Raw genomic sequence first — 19,778 nt, 5'->3', positions numbered from 1 at the left:
TTCACATTGACCACATCAACGTTTTCCGATTCGATACTTTGCTGGAATGCATCATCTTTGTTTCCAAATGATAATACTGAAACGTCTAGCCCTTTATCTTTTTGTCTCGACACTAAATTTTTCACGCATTTTTCAGCACCGCCAACTTGCAGACTACTTACGCAATGGATAATTCTCATTTTTAAAATTTCCTGGCATAACCGAACATCTGCATCAAATCGGCTTCACTCATTCCAGGTGCAATTGGGAAACGATGTAAATCATAAGGTGAAGAAGAAGGGAGTTGATTTATGCCTGGTTGAAAATTAAAAGCTAATTCATAACCATTGTTTTTAAGACCGTCGACAACATTATCATCATACGTAGAGCGGTTTCCTACGGGGTATGAAAACGCTGAAATCTTGCATTGTAAATTGGATTCTAAAAGCGCTTTTGAATGACTAAGTTCGTAAAATAGCTCATCAGTGGTTAGCTTGGTAAGAATATCATGGTTGTGGGAGTGAGCACCTAGTTCCATACCATTATCTATAAGTGCTTGTAAGTGACTCCAGTCCATAAACTCAGCGGCAGGGTACAAACCTGAATGGTTGAGATATGCTTCTAATTCCTTGATTTGTTCTTCCGCGGTGCTTTTACAGTGCTTAATAGATGCCAACACAGCACGGATAAAGTGATCACCATCATGCTGGTTAATGACCTTTTCAGACCACCCAGAGAGTTTGATTGCTTTTGGGTCATAGGTTTTAAGTAAATACGCTGCTTTGTCCCACCAAGGAGCAACGGTATTTCCTATTAATCCTGTTGCTATGAAAAAGCTAGCAGTGACATTAAGGCTTTTGAGAATTGGGAGAGCATTGCTGTAATTATCTATATAACCATCGTCAAACGTAATGCACATCACTCTTTCATTGATGGTTTCGTTAATACGAAGGTACTCGCGAAGGGCGCTCAAACTAATTATTCTAAAGTGTTTCTTAAAAAATGCGAGATGCTGCTCTAACTCCTTCGTGGAACAAGAGTAAACACAAGGGTCGAATTGCGTATCTGCACTGTCTCCAATTCGATGGAAATTAACACTGTATAAGCCATTTGGTCTAGATGACCAAAAATACTTGTTCAGCCCTAACAAGTTTCCGAATTTTTTCTTAATACGAGACATCGTCAAACTTAAAGCCGCTTAAATGATGGGGAGGGTAAAATATAATCTCTATAAGCATTGGGGGTCCCCTCTTCGCCTGCTTCTGCAGCTTTGATTATATTGTACATTTCTCGAGCCGAAACATAATGAAGTAAGTAGTTTTCGCCATCATTGTATTTCTCATTAAGGTGACGATGCATTGCCTCGACAGGCTTCCCTAACAGCGTATCCATATCCCCATCTTGCGCACCGTGAGTGTGAATTTTTATAAATACCCACTCAGGCTTCCCTTTTACATGTATACCTTCGTCAACCCACAAATCGACGCGGTTCGGGGTCGGGGGGAAGGTATGTCTGACATCAGAATTTTCAATTTGTGGGAAAATCCCTTTTTTTCTAACCTTCCAATTCAGTCCTAAAATGCCTTGGATAAGAAGTAGGTCGCCCCACGCTCGTCCGCCTTTTTCAATTGGCTTGCCGGTTTCGTACGATTTCGGTTTTTCAGGGTCATCTTTTGCGTAATAAATAGTATTGAGCATGGCAGGCTGAGATGTATCGGGAGAAGGGAAAGTAAAATCCGCGTAGCAACCTGTTTCATTTAGTACAATTAGTTCGTCATTGACACCACACCAATGACCTTCAGGGTGTGAGTTGTCCAGTACCCAGTTACCGTGGATGAATGCGTAGGTGGGTTTTCCTGTTTGGGGATCAATACTTAATGCGTTGTGTTCTTCATGAAGGCATTGCGCAAATCCCGATAGGGTTTTCCTTAAATTGTCACTGGTATCATTTTCATGATGTAGATGGATTTCAATTTCGCCAAAGCCTTTGGCACAAAGGTCTGAGATTTTATCTAGATGTTCTTTTCTATATTCTTCTTCTGGGTAAAAAAAACTATGTTTGGGATGGCAACCATCTGAATCAGTGAATTTCGACGCCATCAATGGATAATCAGTCATCCAGCGGTCTACACGTTTCCTTTCTAATTCTATGTTGTCTTTATTAAGCCATTGGGGTTCATAATGGTCAACGAAGCAAAACATGACATGCTTCGTTCCTGACGGCTCTGGCGATGATGTAAATTGACTCTTGGTATAGTTCCATAGCCAACTTTGCATTTTTTTCTTTTTAATAATGAAAATAAAGGCTGCTATGAAGAGTGTGAGTAAAATTAGTGAAACAACTGCAATCATCGAGATGTCCTTTGCCAAGTAGCAGATAAATTGCTTGTTAGATATCTAATGTAGCCGCGAAATAGCGAAATATTCATGGATACAAAAAACGTTATTAATGATACTAAACCACTAACAATAGGTATGTTTTTTAAAAGCTTAAGGCTTCCAAGTAGCCATAGGCAATAGAATGCAACCTGGGCGCTAAAAAGGTAAGTGTAAATCGAATGGCTATGCCAAAGCAAAGCGAAATTTGTAGATAAAGAGATGATCATAAAGTGCGGTACAAACCAACGCATGACTTTATGGCTTATATAAGAAAACCATCGCCATTTATATTTAGGGTTGAGTAACCAAGTAAGTCTGGCAAAAGCTTGGTAATTGCCTGCACCAATACGTATACGACGATTCGCTTCTTCCTGCATGCTCGGGGCTATCTCTTCTATCGCTTTTGCTTCTGGCGTGTAAACCACGGATTGGTTTTGGCGTGCGACATTCATAACAATACAAAAGTCATCGATAATCGTGTTACTTGGCAGTGGAATATAAAATTTAGTTTTGATGGCATAGATACCGCCATTCGCTCCCAGTAGAGCATCTAATCTTGATTCATGGAATTTAAGCACTTGTTCATACTTCCAATAAAGATTATCTTTATTGTCTCCTGAATGTGCATCAACGAGTACCAACTCTCCACACACCGCACCAACCCCTCTTTGGTTTATAGACATAACAAGTTGAGTTACCGCGTCTTTTTCAAAAGCGGTATTCGCATCTGAAAAAATAGTTACTTCTGATGTAACCCGTTCCATCAAATCATTTAATACGTTAATTTTGCCTCTGTTCTCATCGAAGAAAAAAGTACTCAGCCGTGGATCGTCAAAAGATGCCAATATGGAATTGGTATTGTCCGTACTTCCGTCAGATGCAATGAATATATTGATTTTTTCTGCTGGGTAATCCAGTGAGAGTAAGTTTTCTACTCGTTCTTTTATACATGATTCTTCATTGAATGCAGATATAACGATGGTAACTGAAGAGTTGTCAGATACGTCAATACGACGTTCTTTTTTAATCAGCGTGTAGCGTGTGTCTCTAACACATTGAACCAAGGCGCTGACCAAAATTAATATAAAAGGATAGATAACATAGCTATAGATAATAGCCAAAGAGACAACCCAGAATAAAATTTCAATATACTTCATTTATGCTTACTTTGATTTCGCGGGAATGCCAAGTGCAGTCTTGTTAGACTCTACGTCTTTTACTACTACTGCATTAGCGCCTACTTTTACATTATTACCCACAGTGATTGGGCCAAAAACTTTAGCGCCAGCACCAATAAATATATGGCTTCCAAGAGTGGGAGACTTTCCTTTTTCATCACCCATTACTACACCGCTTTCTAAAGTAATATTGATACCACCCTTTACTTTAGAATTTATGACTACGCCGATAGGATGCATAATGACAAAACCTTCGCCGAAATCTGCATTTACGCCGATAACACAGCCATTATAAACTCTATTTATATGTTGAATTATCAACGCGACAGGTGCCAAAAATTTCGTCTGTGCGCACCTTGCAGCCAAGCGGAAAAGGATATTAGCACTAGTTCCATCAGTAAGACACGTCCTAAATAATGAAATTTCAGCGCCATCTTGATGAAAAATTTCCTGTTTTCTTTTTAAGTCGGATTTTATGAGTTGCAATGTAGATGGCATGATTACGTGTCTTTACTTTCTTCTAAGATCTGTTTTACTTTCTTAAACATGTACTTTTGCAGAGGGTTTCTGTTTCCCCAAGGTCTCCATGTCTTTATCAAGTTATTTCGGTATGCATCAAAGTGAAGACCTCGTGGAGCGCAGACAACCTCACCTCTATCTAATAGTAGTTTCAGTACATTGGTACACAAAACCCCAGCAGCTAACGAAATACCCATACACGTTGAAGGCACCTTCTTTTTCATAAAGTTCACGGATGAATTTTGAACGAGATAATGCCTTTGCTGTACTGATGGAGAAACGCCTATTACAAAACGAACGATGTTATCTTCGAAGTAGTTTTCCTTAGTCGTTTCGTCAGCATCATGGGGGGCGTCAACCATGGCAAAGTATTCGTCAAACGACATACCGCCGGGTTTGAAACATAACATTGCGGTCCCCATCCCCATTGGGGCGGCAGTAATGGTTGGTATTCCTAATTCATAGCAGCGGCGGAAGACTTGCCTTCTTATTTCTAAAGCGAAGATATCCAAACTGTCTATGTATACATCAACACCATCTAGGAAGGCCTCAAGGTTTTCGGGCGAAATCCCTCTATCAAAATTCTTAATATGAGCGTCGGGATTAATATCTCGTAACGTTTTTTCCATCACAACTGATTTTTCTTCACCAATTGTAGATACAAAAGCACCGGCCTGACGATTGAAGTTGGCGTAATCATATTCGTCTAAATCAGAAATGTGAAAGTTTGAAATGCCCATTCGAGCACATACAATGGCGTGATCGCCTCCAACACCACCTAGTCCGCCGATGGCTACTTTTGTATTCTTAATCTTTTCCTGCTCAGCTTCTGTTACCCAGCCGATATTTCTCGAGAACGCTTCGTTATAATTGAACATGAGATATCTCGTCTTATTAATTATTAAAGATTTGTCTGAACCTTCAGTTCGTCAATCCTACGTTCGTGCTCTTGAGTTTTTGGCTTTAATTGCGTTAATACCTTTCGGGCTTCGCTGTCATTTTTAGCTTTCAAAAGTGCAACAACGTAATCGATACCAATATCGGGGGAATTAGCGCTAGTGTTAAACGCATTTTCAAGTAAGGCTAACGATTCATCTATTCGGTCTAGTTGCAGTAAAATTTTACCACGGGTTGCCATTATAGAAGGGTTCTCTGGAAGTATAGCTTGAGCTGTATCTGCGTACACTAAAGCGTCTTCATATTTTTGTGCTTCACTCAAAAGCCACGCTAAATTGTTTAGCACAAGTGGGCTCTGTACTGTTTCATTTTCTACAAGGTATTTATAGTGAACAATCGCCTTTTCTGGGGCGGAATAAATCTGTTGATTGGCGGCAAATAAACGAATTTTATTGTGGTTTGGCACCATTGAAAGATGTTTTTCGCTGAATGCTAGCGCTTCAGCTTCTTTATCAGCCCTAAATAGTGCGGTATACAGAATAGACGCGACTTCTTGGCTTTTTACGTTCTGATAAACTCTCTCGATAACATCAATGGCTTCGTTGTACTTGCGCTGTGCGATTAATAGTTTGCTTTGAACTGTTAGCCCTAGTTCTGAGCTTTTAATCGCTGGGCTGAGTGAGTCGAAAACGGTAGCGGCTTTTTCAATATTACTATCTAAAATTAAAATTCGAGCTTTAATCAGTTTAAGTTGTGTTTGTTCAGGGAATAGTGAGATGCCTTCTTCCACGAGTTTAAGCGCGCCTTTGTAGTCTCTTGTGATTTCAGCCAATTCAATAGACTTCAAAAAGGGTTTTGTGCTTTTCTCAAGTGCCCGCCATTTTGCAAGCGCCTGTTCGGCATTTGCAAAATCTTTTTTCTCCCAATAAGCATCCGCTAGCATCATCCAGAACTTAGGTTCGCTTTCCGCCTCTGACTGAATATTTGTTAAGACAGTAAACTGTTCATCTGTTTTATTTAGCTCTGCCAGAGCACCCGCGTAAAGCAATGCATACTTTATTTCATCTGATGAGTTGCTCGCTTCTTTAAACGGCTTGAGCGCAGCGTCGTAGTTTCCAAGTTCGTTTTGAATTTGAAAGTGTCGCATGAGGACTACCATATCAAGAGGGTGGTATCCCACTAACGATTCAATCTTAGCTTTAGCTGAGCCTTGGTTGTTATCGCGAATGTCTTTCTCAACGAAAAATAAGTTTGCAGAAATGTGTTCAGGTTCTAATTCAAGAATTTTGTTATAGATGCCAGCTACCTTATAGGCGTTGTTTGTATGTGAGCTAGCTTGCGCTTGAATGTGTAGTGCCGATACAGTGTCGGGGTGAGCATCTAACCAATCTACTGCCAATTGTTCTGCGTTATCGAATTGCCCTGCGTTAAGATAGGCGAACGCTAGTACAAGAAAAGATTTCTCGGAATTGGGATCCTGCTGAAAACTGTTCTCTAACTCATCTATTCCAGTATCCGAAGTGAGTATTTTTAAAAGGCCAATACTTCTTAGAAGTTCAGCGTCTTGTACATCATCTGTGTTTATCTGTTCTATCAGGCTTTTGGCTTGCGCAATTTCACCTTCTTGAATAAGTAAAGATGAAGACTTTGCTAAATAGAGTGCTTCGTTGACAGGAATAGACCTAATATCATCCAAAGAACCATCGCTGTCATTGCTATACCCTAATTTAATCTGAATGATGGAATATAGCTTATGAGAAAAATGCTCAGGTGGTAAGGTTTCTACTATTACCTTTAAGTTTTGATATGCCTGCTCTAAATTGTTTTCGTAGTAATTTGCTAACGCAGCTAAAAGTCGGGTGACGGAATTTGAACGACCATTTTTAATTGCGGTATCAAGGTAAATAAGCGAATTCTCAAAATCGTTTTTAGAAAACTCAATCGTTCCTTTCAATTGATTAAAATAAGGATGATTAGCAGAAAGTGACAAGAGCTGATTAACTAAAGGTTCAGCTCTATCATATTCTTTGTTATTTATTAATGCGTCTGCTAACTTTAACTTAATTTTGTAGTCATTAGCTCTTTTTTTAAGCAAATCTTCTAAGGTTTCAATAGCAAGGTTCCAATTTCCATCGACTGCTTCCAAAATAGCTTTAAACTGAAGTGCTGCGATAAAGTCTGGTTGAGCTTCCACACTTTTATTAGTGTATTCAATTGCATCACCAATTCTATTGTTTTGAACGGCTAAGTAGCCTTTTGCCAGTTGGGAGATTTTTAACGATTCATTGTCAGTAAGACGAGAAAAGCTAGCTGACGCTCTGAATTTTCCGCCACTGTTGTACGTTGCAATTGCCTTATAAATTTCTAATTCAAAAAAGCTTTCAGTATTCTCTTCAGTGTTTTGGATAGATAATCTTTGTAGTTCGTCGAATGATTCAAGCCATAAGAATGTTTCAGCAAGGGATACGACACCATTAGGAGACAGAGAGGTGCCAGCGCGCACAAGCTCTTTTCTCGCCGCAGAATAAAGGCCTTGCTCCAAATAAACTAAACCTAAGGACTCCCTAGCCGTCAAGTTATTTGGTTCTTCTTTAATAACGTTTTTTAAGGCTATTGACGCTTCTTGATACTTGCCTTCTTGTTTTAGTTGTTCAGCATCTAGAAGTACTTCATTAGTCGATTTAGGGCTGCACGCAGTAAGATTCAAGAGTAGGAGGGAGGTTAAAACCGCTAATTTAACTGAAGTATCCACATTAATTTCCTTATTATTTCTTTACACTAAACTAACGCATCAGAATAAATATACAAGATAATATGAATAATTAAATCGCTATAGTGTGAGTATATCATTTGTTAAATGATTAAAAAAAAACCGCTCTAGCTAGAGCGGTCTTTAAATAGATTACAATGTAATCAGAGTTTTACTTTTGACGACGTCTGCGTGCAAAACCGAACATGCTCATAAGGCCAAGACCAAATACAGCAACGGTTGATGGCTCAGCTACCTGGAAAGTAACTGCTGCAGTGTGGTCATCAGATACTAAAACGGTAGTGCCGTCAGCGCTAACTGCTATAGGAGCAAGAATGTTAGCTTCTAATTCAGCGATAGAAACTGTTTGCGCAGCGCTCAACACGATATCAGTCATCGTATCTTCAATGTACTCTTGGAAAGAAGTGAACACTGTGCCAGCAAGGTTAGAAAAGTAAAATACTTCTTCGCCTGCAGCAGTTAAGCTTGTGTCTGTCACTAAGCTTTCAACCACTTGCTCACCAACATTAATGCTGCTAAAGCTAAACATGGTGCTCATTAACAAAACAGGGCCGCTTAAAAAAGCAGTACCTGAATCTTGGTTGAATGGGTCAGATACATCGTAAGCGTAAATATCAAGTGAACCGCCAGTGTAATCAACACCAACACCAGAAACTAAATCACCATCGAGGGCAAGGTCAAACGATAAACGTGTTTGAGAAAAAGGGAAGGTGCTGAAATCAACGCCTAAGCCACCTGGTGAAGGCGTGTAAGTGAAAGTGTTCTGGATAGCTGTACCATCTAAAACCATGTCAGCGAAATCGTCATAAACTGGAGACGATAATTGACCGCCAAAATCATAACCGATTAAAGATATACCAGCACGTGTAGTCACTTGACCAGCATCTACGCCAGAAGTAACAACTTCAGTGTAAGAATCATAAGAAAGGTCAAGCTGCTCGATAGGACCTAAAGGATTAACAGTCGCATCGTCAGACAAATCAAGATAAAAAGGGGTAGCTGCGGCTTGTCCACTAAGCACTAAACCCGCAGCTGTAATCGTTGTAAGTAGTAACTTTTTCATTTCTGCTCTCCGTAAGTATGCAGCGATCTAAATATTGCATTTCTACAAAGCAGTTAGCATGCCACTATTTAAGTTGTTGATTTTGTTGGGTAATAAGTTTTGTCGAAAAAGATCTGTAAATAAACTCGACAATTCTATCTGTGTTCCTAGCCGATAGGTCATTATTCGCAACATCATGTCCAAGTGAGGCTTGAATATGCTTAAACATAGCCGCAAAGCCTTTAGGTAGGTTCTTATGTAACATCTCTGGTGTTATATAATAAGCGGCACGCTTTCCATGATAATCAACTACTGGACCAATTTGTTCGAATTTTATCCCAATGAAACGCATTGAACGAGCTAGTCGCGGCTCCATCATTACGTAGGTATGCTTAATTCCCGAATTGATTGAAATAGATGCAGCTGCCAAATACAACCCGATAGCAATAAAGGGGAAGCATCGAAGTTCAGTTTCCGAGTACGTCGAGGTATTGATTACACCTGTAGATGCACCATCAAACTTATCGCTTTTACGACGGCGAAATTCTTCCGGTACCGCTAATCTAGATACTTCACAAATTTCGTGGCGCTTAAAATTTGCTGGGTTAAGCTCAGGGTGAGTTATCGAAGAGGGACAATATTTTTCAATAGGTAATAACTCATCTTCTTTTTGCGGACGAACGAGTCGAACCGTACCAGCAAAACGATGTGTCTTTTTATGTTCAATCATGCAAGCCGTAGAGTAAGCATCAAACTCATCAATTTCTAGTTTTGATTCTCTTTCCGGTTCAAAGCCTTCTTCTACGCAGTAAACTTGATGTCTAATGCCGTAAGAGTGTTCCTTTAAATCCTTATTGTTTGCAACAAGTGGTGTCAAATACGCAGAAAAGTGCGAAGAAATTTCTCTGACCTCTTGTAATTTTTGATATCCACTTAATGCTTTTGATATTCTACTTTTTTTCCCAAAGATAGTTTGGATCGTAGAAAGTAATTTCCTTTTTTGCATGTTTATTCGTACCTATTTATAAAGACCATACATCCAGAAAGGCTATAAAGGTATCTGCAACCTAAGCAGTGCAACATCTAAGCAGTATAGATTGTATTCCTAATATTATGAACGTATTATTTTTGTAGTTGTATTTATTAGTAAATATAAGTGAAACTGTTAGTTATATCTTTCCCGATGTCTACATTGATATCGATTAACCCAAAGGTGCATCGTGAAAACAGACTCGAAAAGTAGAGGCTTAATGCTATGCGTACTCACAATTGCTTGTATTTTATCGACACAAGCGCTAGCAAAAAACCTCGTTGAGCTGACGAAAAGCTCGGTAAAATCTACAGTGGCTATTGCACTCCATAGCCCTTTGAAACACACAACACCTCAAATTAAAGGGACAGGTTTTATTGTCGGCGATGGTAAACACGTTGTGACAAACTATCACGTTGTTGACGAAGAGCTAGACCCTACTATAGTCGAACATTTCGTTGTAATGTTGCCAGATGGCAAACAAGTACGCTTCGATAAAGTAGAAATCCTGGCCATTGATGACAAGCATGATTTAGCGTTGCTAAAGGTGAATAATCCTTTCCCCTCGTTTAAATTAGCCAACAACTCCTTGGTTGATGCAGGTACGGAACTAGCCATTTTTGGCTATCCATTGGGAGGAGCATTAGGATTGTTTCCTGCTGTACATAAAGGCATAGTGGCAACCATTACGCCTGATTATATGCCTTCTAATAATGCGAGATCGCTTACCGCGAAAAGTCTTGATAGACTTAAGAATCCAGATCTAATTTATCAATTAGATGTGACCGCTTATCCAGGTAATTCAGGTAGCCCGGTTGTTAATGTTGAAACAGGGGAGGTGTTTGCGGTCATTAATAAAGTTTACGTTAGAGACAGTAAAGAAAGTGCGTTAACGCATCCTTCAGGCATTTCTTATGCCATTCCAATCGAGCACGTTCATGCACTGTTAAAGCGTGAAATGGAAAAATAGAAAATAGGACTTTTATGAAAATTCTCGTTACCGGCGCTGCAGGCTTCATTGGTGCAGCCGTTTCTCAATATTTAATTAATCGCGGTGACGATGTTGTTGGGATTGACAACATTAACGATTATTACGATGTCGCGCTTAAACATGCAAGGCTTGAGCAAGTTCAAAATTCAGCGGCAGGCCAACGCTTTACGTTTATTAAGATGGGTGTTGAAGAACGCCCTGAAATGGCTGCCTTATTCGAAGATCAAAAGTTCGACAAGGTGGTGCACTTAGCGGCTCAAGCAGGGGTACGGTATTCAATTGAAAACCCTAATGCTTATGTAGACGCCAACTTAGTTGGCTTTATGAACATACTAGAGGGATGCCGCCATAACAAGGTCGGTCATTTGGTTTATGCATCATCAAGTTCTGTTTATGGTGCGAATGAAACAATGCCGTTCTCAGAACAGCATAATGTTGATCACCAAGTAAGCCTATATGCTGCCTCTAAGAAAGCGAACGAATTGATGGCGCACACGTACAGCCACCTCTATAATCTGCCTACCACTGGATTACGTTTCTTTACGGTTTATGGCCCTTGGGGGCGCCCTGATATGGCGCTATTTAAATTTACTAAAGCCATACTGGAAGGTAAAACCATTCAGGTATACAACTTCGGCAACCACAGACGAGACTTCACCTACATTGATGATATTGTTGAAGGGGTTATTCGCTCGCTTGATAACGTAGCCAAGCCAAATGAAAGTTGGGATGCAAGCGCCCCAGATCCTAGTTCTAGTAAAGCGCCTTACAAGGTTTATAACATTGGCGCACAAACACCCGTGCATTTGCTTAAATTTATCGAAACCTTAGAAGCCTCACTGGGTGTTGAAGCGAAAAAAGAGCTTTTACCATTACAACCTGGTGATGTTCCAGATACCTATGCGGATGTATCATCATTGGTTAATGACACAGGCTATAAACCGTCGACGTCTATCGATGTCGGTGTTAAGAACTTTGTAGATTGGTACAAAGACTTTTACAACATCTAAAAATCCAGACTAAAGCAATTCCTAGCCAGTAGATGCCACTTTGAATGATTGAAAAGCGGCGCACTTTTTGGGAAGAAATTCTTTAGTGGTTTCGTAACCAAGTTCAAATAGATGGTTCTTCATTTCAGCGGTTAACGCAAAGTCTACCGCTGAGATTTCCCCTGTGTTGATAACCACCGTGTTATGCCAATATTTAGCGTTAATATATTCTCTTGATATGGCAGTCATAAAGGTGCGTATCAACATCGATAGATACTGCGGTAGCAATAGCACGCCTTTCTTTATTATCTTACGTTTTTGAATGGCACTTTGAAGTCGAAAGCACACTGTCGGCGTGCCATCATGTTGCCAATCCTCAAACAAGGCATCTTCAGATAATATTGCGCCGTCTACTAACAAGTGTTCTTTGAAAGGTTTAAATGAAAAGAGCAGAGGGATAGACATGGAATAACGTACGGCCTCTGAAACCTTCATGTCCGGCGTATTCTCTTTTCCAAATAATACAGGGCCGCCACCGTTTACATCTGTGGCTAATATAGTGAGTGCGATGGGAAGCTCGGCAAAAGTCATACCTTCAAGCTTATCGTCGATCCAGCGTTCAAAATGATCTCCCGACGACAATCCGCCTTCTCGCAATAATCGCCACACAGAAAAAGCGGTAAATTGTTTAAAGTCGGTGGCTATTACTAACTCACGCATATCTTCAATACTATGACCTTTGGCGTACATCGCTGCAATGATTGAGCCTCCAGATACACCCACAAGGGTTTTGATTTCGACATTTAAGTCTTTGAGTGCTTTAAGTATGCCTATATGGGCACTAAGCCGAGTGCCTCCGCCAGACAAAATAGGCACGATGGAAGTGGGTATCTTAGCAACGGGTACCGATGAAGTTACCTGCATGTTTTTTAACTCCAGTGATTATAGTAAAAGCGTAGTAGAGTTAGCCGAGCCCGCCACTTTATTGGCGTGCTGGTAGAGGTACTAGTTAAATGCTTAAGCATTAATGTTGGCATTACTGTACGAGCAAGAAACGCGTGCCTAGAGTGTATTTGTAGCGGTAAAAGCGAGGTGATAAACGCCAGTAAAAATGTCTGTAACAAGTGGTTGAAAAAATAGCAGTGGAAAAGGCTAGAAAAAGAACCAAGACAATGACTGAAAGCGTTAATGAATGATGAGTTTTTCCAGGAGAGCACCAGCAAAAATGCCGAACTTATCTTATTATTAATACTCAGTAAGATAAGCTCGGCAAGGCGTTTTTACTGGCGTAGCCATAGAAATAACCACGCCGAATACACCATTTATTCACCCTGACTAATTTCGTGAGGCTAGTTTCGCTTTCATCTCGCGGCGTCTAGCGTGCAATAAAGGCTCGGTATAACCACTTGGCTGTTCTTTTCCTTTAAAGATAAGGTCGCTTGCGGCCAAGAAACCAACTGAGCTATCTAAATCAGGCATCATAGGAATATACTCTGCGTCGCCAGCATTTTGCTCATCCACTAACTTTGCCATACGGCGAAGTGATTCATCAACTTGCGCTGCACTTACAATGCCGTGCTCAAGCCAATTCGCAATGTGCTGTGATGAAATGCGTAGTGTGGCTCTGTCTTCCATTAGCCCAACATTATTAATGTCAGGCACTTTGGAGCAGCCTACACCTTGATGCACCCAACGAACCACATAACCTAATATTCCTTGCACATTATTGTCTATTTCGCGCTGTATCGTATCGGCTGATAGCGAATCTCTACTTTCTAGCAGTGGAATAGTCAGAATATCGTTAAGACCTGAGAAACCCTCGTCTAGTCCCTTCTGAATGTCGAAAACATTAACATCATGATAATGCAGAGCGTGCAAGGTGGCAGCGGTAGGTGAGGGTACCCATGCGGTATTCGCGCCCGACTTGGGATGTCCAATCTTGGCATCCATCATATTTTGCATTTCATCGGGAATAGGCCACATGCCCTTACCAATTTGAGCCTTACCTGAAAGGCCGCATCGAAGGCCGACGGCTACATTAGCGGTTTCATAGGCTTTAATCCACGCCATGGTTTTAAGGGTCGCTTTTTCGGCGAAAGCGCCCGCAAGCATAGACGTATGAATTTCATCGCCTGTTCTGTCTAAGAAGCCTGTATTAATAAATACAACGCGAGACTTCGCTGCATTGATGCAGGCGTCTAAATTAACACTGGTGCGGCGTTCTTCATCCATAATACCCATTTTCAACGTGTTTTTAGGTACATTGATGACGGTTTCTATTTTGGCGAATAGCGCATCAGAAAAGGCCACTTCTTCAGGGCCATGCATTTTGGGTTTAACAATATATATGCTGCCATGACGCGAGTTTTGGAATGGGCTGTTATTCAGCAAGTCATGCTTAGCGATGAGCGAAGTCACTAAACCGTCCATAATACCTTCTGGTACTGGCTCGCCATCGAATAGCATGGCGTCGTTTGTCATTAGATGACCTACGTTACGCACAAACATAAGGCTGCGGGCTGATAAAGATAATTGCTCTTGATTCGTTACATGTTTTGAAGGCGAGTACACTCTATCTTCATGCATAGCACGAACGATGTTTTTGCCACCTTTATTCATTTCAATGCTTAAAGCGCCTTTCATCAGCCCTAGCCAGTTGCTGTAAACCAAGGTTTTGTCTTCGGCATCAACAGCGGCAACGGAGTCTTCGCAATCCATAATGGTAGTGAGCGCAGCTTCAATTAACACATCTTTCACGCCAGCTGCGTCAGTTTTACCAATAGGGCTGGTGGCATCAATCTGAATTTCAAAATGCAGACCATTGTGAATAAACAACAATGCAGTAGGGGCTGAAATATCACCTTGATAACCTTGCCATTTCTCGGTGTTCGCAAGCGTGGTGATGTCGCCATCAGTTAAGGATATCGCTAATTTACCTGTTTCTATTTTATAACCGGTAACATCAGCGTGATTTCCTTTTGCAAGTGGAAGCATATTGTCTAAATAGGCTTTCGCTTTCGCTACCACTTTCTCGCCACGGACAGGGTTATAGGTTTTTCCGGGTTCAGCCCCATTGTCATTACTAATAACATCAGTGCCGTATAAAGCATCGTACAAACTACCCCAGCGCGCATTAACAGCATTCAATGCATAGCGGGCGTTGTTGATTGGTACAACTAATTGAGGGCCTGCCATGGTAGCAATTTCTGCATCCACGTTTGTGGTATCGGCTTGTACCTTTGTAGGCTGTTCTACTAGGTAGCCAATTTTTTTTAAGAAAGCAATGTATTGCTCACCGAAAGCGGGGTTTCCAGCCTTGTGATAGTCATCGATAGCGAGTTGGAGTTGCTCTCTTTTTTCTAGCAGGGCACGATTTTGAGGAACGAATTCTGAAAAGAGGGCTTCTGCACCTTGCCAAAATGCGTCTGGTTGAACACCAGTGCCTGGCATTGCCTGTTGGTTGATGAAATCATCGAGTTGCTCAGCAACCTGTAAACGGCCTCGTGTAATATAATTTTGCATAACTACCTCTATACATTTTCTGTAGCTCTAGTGTAGAGAGTATAGAGGCAGTTTTTTAATTTATGGTTCCTATCTTTGCCATTTCCTCAGTGAATGTTTGTGTGTATTTAGTATTCACATGTGAAATCTTAATGGCGTGAAGCAACATGGTGCTCTAGTGGTCACTCATTTCGTTGGCTACATCGCTAATTAAACGGCGTAACCAGATATGCCCTGCATCATGATGGAGTAGCGCACTCCACGCCATTTTTAACGCAATAGGGGGAATATCGAACGGTGGTTCTTTCACTACAACGCTTGGGTCGTCTTTGAATAACTTCGCCGCTTTGCTTGGTAAGGTGGCGATAAGCTTTTGCGTTTTAGCTATCTGTAATGCGGCGTGGTAATGACGTGTAAATACTCGAATAGCCCGTTGCTTGCCTATTTTAGTTAGCTCAGCGTCTACCCAACCTAGCTTCTGTACTTCTGTTGGGTCGATACCCACGCCAACACCAAAGCCGGTTTTACTCACCCAAATATGTTGAGCGCTTAAATAGCTGTCTAAGTCACACTTAGCAACAAGCGGATGATCTGAACTCATTACACAACTGAAGGTATCGTACCAAATCACTTTTTGATGAAACGACAGCGGCAGTTCTTCAAAGCGGTTAATGGCCATGTCAACCTTGCCTTGCTCTACATCGTGGAAGGTAACATCACTAGGGGTAATTAAATCTAATGTGATATTCGGCGCAAGGTCGGCTAACCGGCCTACTAACTCAAGCAGCAACGTACTTTCTGCATAGTCGCTGGTCATGATGCGAAAGGTGCGTTCGCTGGTTAGCGGATCAAAATCGGTTTCAGGCTGAATTGAGCTTTCAAGTCGGCTGAGTACATCACGAATGGTGGGTTGAAGTTCAAGTGCCCGTTTTGTTGGGGTCATTCCGTCGCTGGTGCGCACCAATAAAGGGTCTTTAAATAAGTCACGTAAACGCTTTAGCCCGTTGCTCATTGCAGGTTGCGTAATACTTAGCTGATTGGCCGCTTTTGTTACACTGCCTTCGCGCAGTAAAACATCTAAATATACCAGTAAATTTAAGTCGACCTTCGCTATATTCATTATTGTAATGCTCTTAATAAACTCAATTAGACAGGGCTATTATAAAGCCTTTTTTATCTGCTGTCAGATACGCTTTTGGTCTTACTCTTAAAAAGCGTGAAAATCCCAAGTTGCTGAAAAATATGTTTAATTATTTTTTAGTGCTGGTAATGCCATTGTTTCTTGAATTTGGACATATGGCAAATTCAGATAAATTCGCTGAATAATAAAAAAAGGCACCCGAAGGTGCCTTTGAACAAAGTTGGGATACTTTGTGTTTAAACGTCGAACTGGTTCATGGTGTTATCATCACCTGATGCTTTAAGTGCACCTTCACCAGAGAAGTACTCTTTGTGGGTATCACCTAAATCTGAACCAGCCATTGCTTGGTGTTTAACACAAGCAAGGCCTTGGCGAATTTCTTGGCGCTGAACACCGCGAACATAAGCCAACATACCTTCTTCACCAAAGTACCCTTTAGCCAAGTTGTCGGTAGACAAGGCGGTAGTGTGATACGTAGGTAGTGTAATAAGGTGATGGAAAATACCCGCTTCACGAGCAGCGTCTGCTTGGAAACTCTTAATTTTTTCATCAGCAGTGGTCGCTAATTCAGTCGCATCGTACTCTTCGCTCATTAACTTAGCGCGGTCGTATGCAGAAACATCTTTCCCTTCTTCAGCCCAAGTATCAAATACTTGCTGACGGAAGTTCAGTGTCCAGTTGAAAGAAGGAGAGTTGTTATAAACCAGTTTTGCGTTTGGCACTTCCTTACGAATGGCGTTAACCATTTCAGCAATCTGACCAACATGAGGCTTTTCAGTTTCAATCCACAATAAGTCTGCGCCGTGTTTAAGCGATGTTACGCAATCTAGTACGACGCGATCGAAGCCAGAGTTGTCTTTAAAGCGGAATAAGCCATTAGGTAAGCGCTCAGGTTTCACTAATTGTCCACCTTGCTTCAATACAAGGTCGCCTTCAGATAAATCATCAGCACCGTTAACGGGGGTTGTTTTTAAGAATGCATTGTACTGAGCCGCAAGGTCGCTTTCAGAGGTTGATACCGGAATTTTCTGCGTTAGGCCAGCACCCAGTGAATCGGTACGAGCTACAATAACGCCGTCATCTACGCCAAGCTCTAAGAATGCATAACGAACGGCATTAATTTTAGCGAGGAAGTCTTCATGTGGAACCGTTACTTTTCCATCTTGGTGACCACACTGCTTTGCATCAGAAACTTGGTTTTCAATCTGAATACAACATGCTCCGGCCTCAATCATCTGCTTAGCTAATAAGTAGGTCGCTTCTTCGTTACCGAAGCCTGCGTCGATATCTGCAATGATAGGTACTACATGGGTTTCATAGTTATCAATTTGACTTTGAATAGCTGCCGTATCTCCGCCATTCGCTTTCGCGTCGTCTAGCTTGTGGAACAAGTCGCCTAATTCACGAGCGTCGGCTTGGCGCAAGAAAGTGTATAGCTCTTCGATTAGTGAAGAAACGGTAGTCTTTTCATGCATTGATTGATCTGGAAGTGGTCCGAATTCAGAGCGAAGCGCGGCTACCATCCAGCCTGAAAGGTATAAGTAGCTTTTATCGGTAGTACCTTGGTGTTTTTTCACTGCCAACATTTTCTGTTGACCTACAAAACCGTGCCAGCAACCTAAAGACTGAGTGTATTGCGCAGTGTCAGCATCATAATCTGCCATGTCTTTTCGCATGATTGCAGCGGTGTAACGCGCAATATCTAGTCCAGTCTTGAACCGGTTTTGAATCTTCATTCTAGCAGCGTACTCAGGGCTAATGCCTTCCCAAGCACCTTTTTGTGCTGCTTTTAACGTGGCGAAGTTATCAATATCTTGTTGATACTGCGACATGAGCGTATCTCCCTACTATAATTAGTTTCAATGTTGTTTTGAGATTTCGCATTGGTGCGTTCTCTTAAGCTTCCATTTCATCCTAGTGCGGCAGCTAAAATAATAAAAGTGTATATTTTGGATTGCCATCATTCATGTGGTGAATGACGTGGGTGTTGGGAGTGGTTTCGTATCATGTATCAAAGCTCACCAATATTCGTAAGAACGTAATTTGTGAACTAACTTTTACCTTGGAGAACAAAAATTAGGCGGGTTATTAGCATAATTGATAATAGGTTTCTGAGTGCATGACGTGTAAATTCTTTTGACACTTAGCTGCATTTCAGTAAATGACAGCAGGCATTCCGAACAATTGATTTTGAGAATTAAAGTGAGTAACGATGAGTAACGGCGTCCTTTCCTCGGTTGACCAGCGCACTAAGTTAGTGGGTGAAAACAGGCTTGAATTGCTGATGTTTCAGTTGGGCTCTCGTCACATATTTGCTATGAATGTTTTCAAAATTAAAGAAGTCATTAATATTCCTAAATTCAATAGTATGCCTGGTTCTCACCAAAACCTAAAAGGCGTGATGAATTATCGAGGCAGTGCCATTCCCATCATAGATATACGCCAAGCCATTAAAATGCGCGGCGGTTCAATTGGTAGCGATGCCCACAATGTTATCATCACTGAGTATAATCGATCTGTTCAAGGCTTCATTATTGGTAAAGTGATGAACATCGTGAATACATCTTGGGATACTATTCAGCCACCGCCCAGTGGGATGGGGAAAACTAATTATCTTACTGCCATCACGCAAGTTGATGTGCAAGGTAAAAAAGAAATTGTTGAAATTATCGATGTGGAAAAGGTGCTAGCTGAAATCATTGATTATGACATCTCTATTTCTGACAAAGTGCTCGATAAAGAAATCGTTAATCATTTCAAGGACAAAAAAGTATTGATTGTTGATGATTCAAGCACGGCAAGAAAACAAGTTAGAGACACGTTAGAGCAATTAGGAATAACCATCATTGAGAGAAAAAATGGGGCTGAGGCTTTAGCCTTACTTCAACAGTGGGCGGATGCAGGTAAGCGCCCCAGCGATGAAATTCTAATGATGTTTACCGATGCTGAAATGCCAGAAATGGACGGGTATATGTTGACCTCCGAAGTTCGAAACGATCCTAGGATGCAAGATCTCTTTATTACGCTAAACACTTCTTTAAGTGGCAGTTTCAATGATGCCATGGTAGAAAAAGTAGGATGTGACCGGTTTATATCCAAATTCCAACCCGATATGCTTGTAGAAGTTGCTCAACAACGACTTCGAGACTTTCTCTCAGAAAATTAGCTACCTCTTATAATTATTCACCCTCGTGGCAGTGCTATTTCTCCTTAATACTTTGAGAAATGGGTAGGTCTGCCTTACACTAACGCCTTCAATAATAAGCATGTTCAACATTCTCGCCATCATCTGGTGAATATTTTGTGCAATGTGTGAAATGACACAATTCTTAAATGCGACCCATTTAGGATGAGGGTCGCCC

Annotated in this window: 15 protein-coding genes; 3 read left to right on the top strand and 12 right to left on the bottom strand. The window is 41.2% G+C overall.

What is annotated here, in order from left to right; translation table 11 throughout:
* Positions 1-181: 181 nt before the first annotated feature.
* The 8 genes from KYS23_RS14775 to KYS23_RS14740 all read right to left on the bottom strand — a co-directional run bounded on the left by KYS23_RS14775 (position 182) and on the right by KYS23_RS14740 (position 9,770).
* A complete protein-coding gene (locus KYS23_RS14775) occupies positions 182-1,159 on the bottom strand; it encodes a polysaccharide deacetylase family protein (RefSeq protein WP_159532242.1) in 978 nt (325 codons plus the stop codon).
* A gap of 8 nt (positions 1,160-1,167) precedes the next feature.
* Complete coding sequence (locus tag KYS23_RS14770; protein ID WP_159532241.1) at positions 1,168-2,331, bottom strand: hypothetical protein; 1,164 nt, start codon at positions 2,329-2,331, stop codon at positions 1,168-1,170.
* A complete protein-coding gene (locus KYS23_RS14765; RefSeq protein WP_159532239.1) occupies positions 2,328-3,515 on the bottom strand; it encodes a glycosyltransferase family 2 protein in 1,188 nt (395 codons plus the stop codon). Before KYS23_RS14765 ends, KYS23_RS14770 begins: the two co-directional genes overlap by 4 nt.
* Before the next feature lie 6 nt (positions 3,516-3,521).
* On the bottom strand, positions 3,522-4,034 hold the full coding sequence (locus KYS23_RS14760; RefSeq protein ID WP_159532237.1) for a serine O-acetyltransferase: 513 nt from the start codon (positions 4,032-4,034) through the stop codon (positions 3,522-3,524).
* A 2-nt stretch (positions 4,035-4,036) separates the two neighbouring features.
* On the bottom strand, positions 4,037-4,933 hold the full coding sequence (locus tag KYS23_RS14755) for a ThiF family adenylyltransferase (protein WP_218395984.1): 897 nt from the start codon (positions 4,931-4,933) through the stop codon (positions 4,037-4,039).
* A 23-nt stretch (positions 4,934-4,956) separates the two neighbouring features.
* Positions 4,957-7,704, bottom strand: coding sequence for an XrtA/PEP-CTERM system TPR-repeat protein PrsT (gene prsT / locus KYS23_RS14750; protein ID WP_218419191.1), 2,748 nt, complete (start codon positions 7,702-7,704; stop codon positions 4,957-4,959).
* A 169-nt stretch (positions 7,705-7,873) separates the two neighbouring features.
* Positions 7,874-8,785, bottom strand: coding sequence for a PEP-CTERM sorting domain-containing protein (locus KYS23_RS14745; RefSeq protein ID WP_159532231.1), 912 nt, complete (start codon positions 8,783-8,785; stop codon positions 7,874-7,876).
* Positions 8,786-8,849: 64 nt separating this feature from the next.
* On the bottom strand, positions 8,850-9,770 hold the full coding sequence (locus KYS23_RS14740) for a PEP-CTERM/exosortase system-associated acyltransferase (protein WP_218395986.1): 921 nt from the start codon (positions 9,768-9,770) through the stop codon (positions 8,850-8,852).
* 214 nt (positions 9,771-9,984) lie between these two features.
* Between KYS23_RS14740 and KYS23_RS14735 the strand changes: the two genes are divergently transcribed.
* A complete protein-coding gene (locus KYS23_RS14735) occupies positions 9,985-10,764 on the top strand; it encodes a S1 family peptidase (protein WP_232370651.1) in 780 nt (259 codons plus the stop codon).
* Between the two features lie 14 nt (positions 10,765-10,778).
* Positions 10,779-11,795, top strand: coding sequence for an NAD-dependent epimerase (locus KYS23_RS14730; protein WP_159532227.1), 1,017 nt, complete (start codon positions 10,779-10,781; stop codon positions 11,793-11,795).
* Between the two features lie 21 nt (positions 11,796-11,816).
* On the opposite strand, the gene KYS23_RS14725 is transcribed toward KYS23_RS14730, so the two are convergent.
* From KYS23_RS14725 to KYS23_RS14710, 4 genes are all read right to left on the bottom strand, one after another.
* On the bottom strand, positions 11,817-12,698 hold the full coding sequence (locus tag KYS23_RS14725; protein ID WP_201299272.1) for a patatin-like phospholipase family protein: 882 nt from the start codon (positions 12,696-12,698) through the stop codon (positions 11,817-11,819).
* A gap of 411 nt (positions 12,699-13,109) precedes the next feature.
* Positions 13,110-15,296 (bottom strand): malate synthase G, encoded by a 2,187-nt coding sequence (locus tag KYS23_RS14720; RefSeq protein WP_218419189.1) that lies wholly within the window; start codon positions 15,294-15,296, stop codon positions 13,110-13,112.
* 154 nt (positions 15,297-15,450) lie between these two features.
* On the bottom strand, positions 15,451-16,395 hold the full coding sequence (locus tag KYS23_RS14715; RefSeq protein WP_159532223.1) for a LysR family transcriptional regulator: 945 nt from the start codon (positions 16,393-16,395) through the stop codon (positions 15,451-15,453).
* 257 nt (positions 16,396-16,652) lie between these two features.
* Complete coding sequence (locus tag KYS23_RS14710) at positions 16,653-18,248, bottom strand: isocitrate lyase (protein ID WP_159532221.1); 1,596 nt, start codon at positions 18,246-18,248, stop codon at positions 16,653-16,655.
* 380 nt (positions 18,249-18,628) lie between these two features.
* Between KYS23_RS14710 and KYS23_RS14705 the strand changes: the two genes are divergently transcribed.
* On the top strand, positions 18,629-19,582 hold the full coding sequence (locus KYS23_RS14705) for a chemotaxis protein CheV (protein ID WP_159532220.1): 954 nt from the start codon (positions 18,629-18,631) through the stop codon (positions 19,580-19,582).
* The last annotated feature ends 196 nt before the right edge of the window (positions 19,583-19,778 follow it).

This window comes from Alteromonas lipotrueae (assembly GCF_019249255.1).
Taxonomy (GTDB): domain Bacteria; phylum Pseudomonadota; class Gammaproteobacteria; order Enterobacterales; family Alteromonadaceae; genus Alteromonas; species Alteromonas lipotrueae.
The sequence above is the reverse complement of the archived record's forward strand: the minus strand, read 5'-3'. Positions and strand labels throughout refer to the sequence as shown.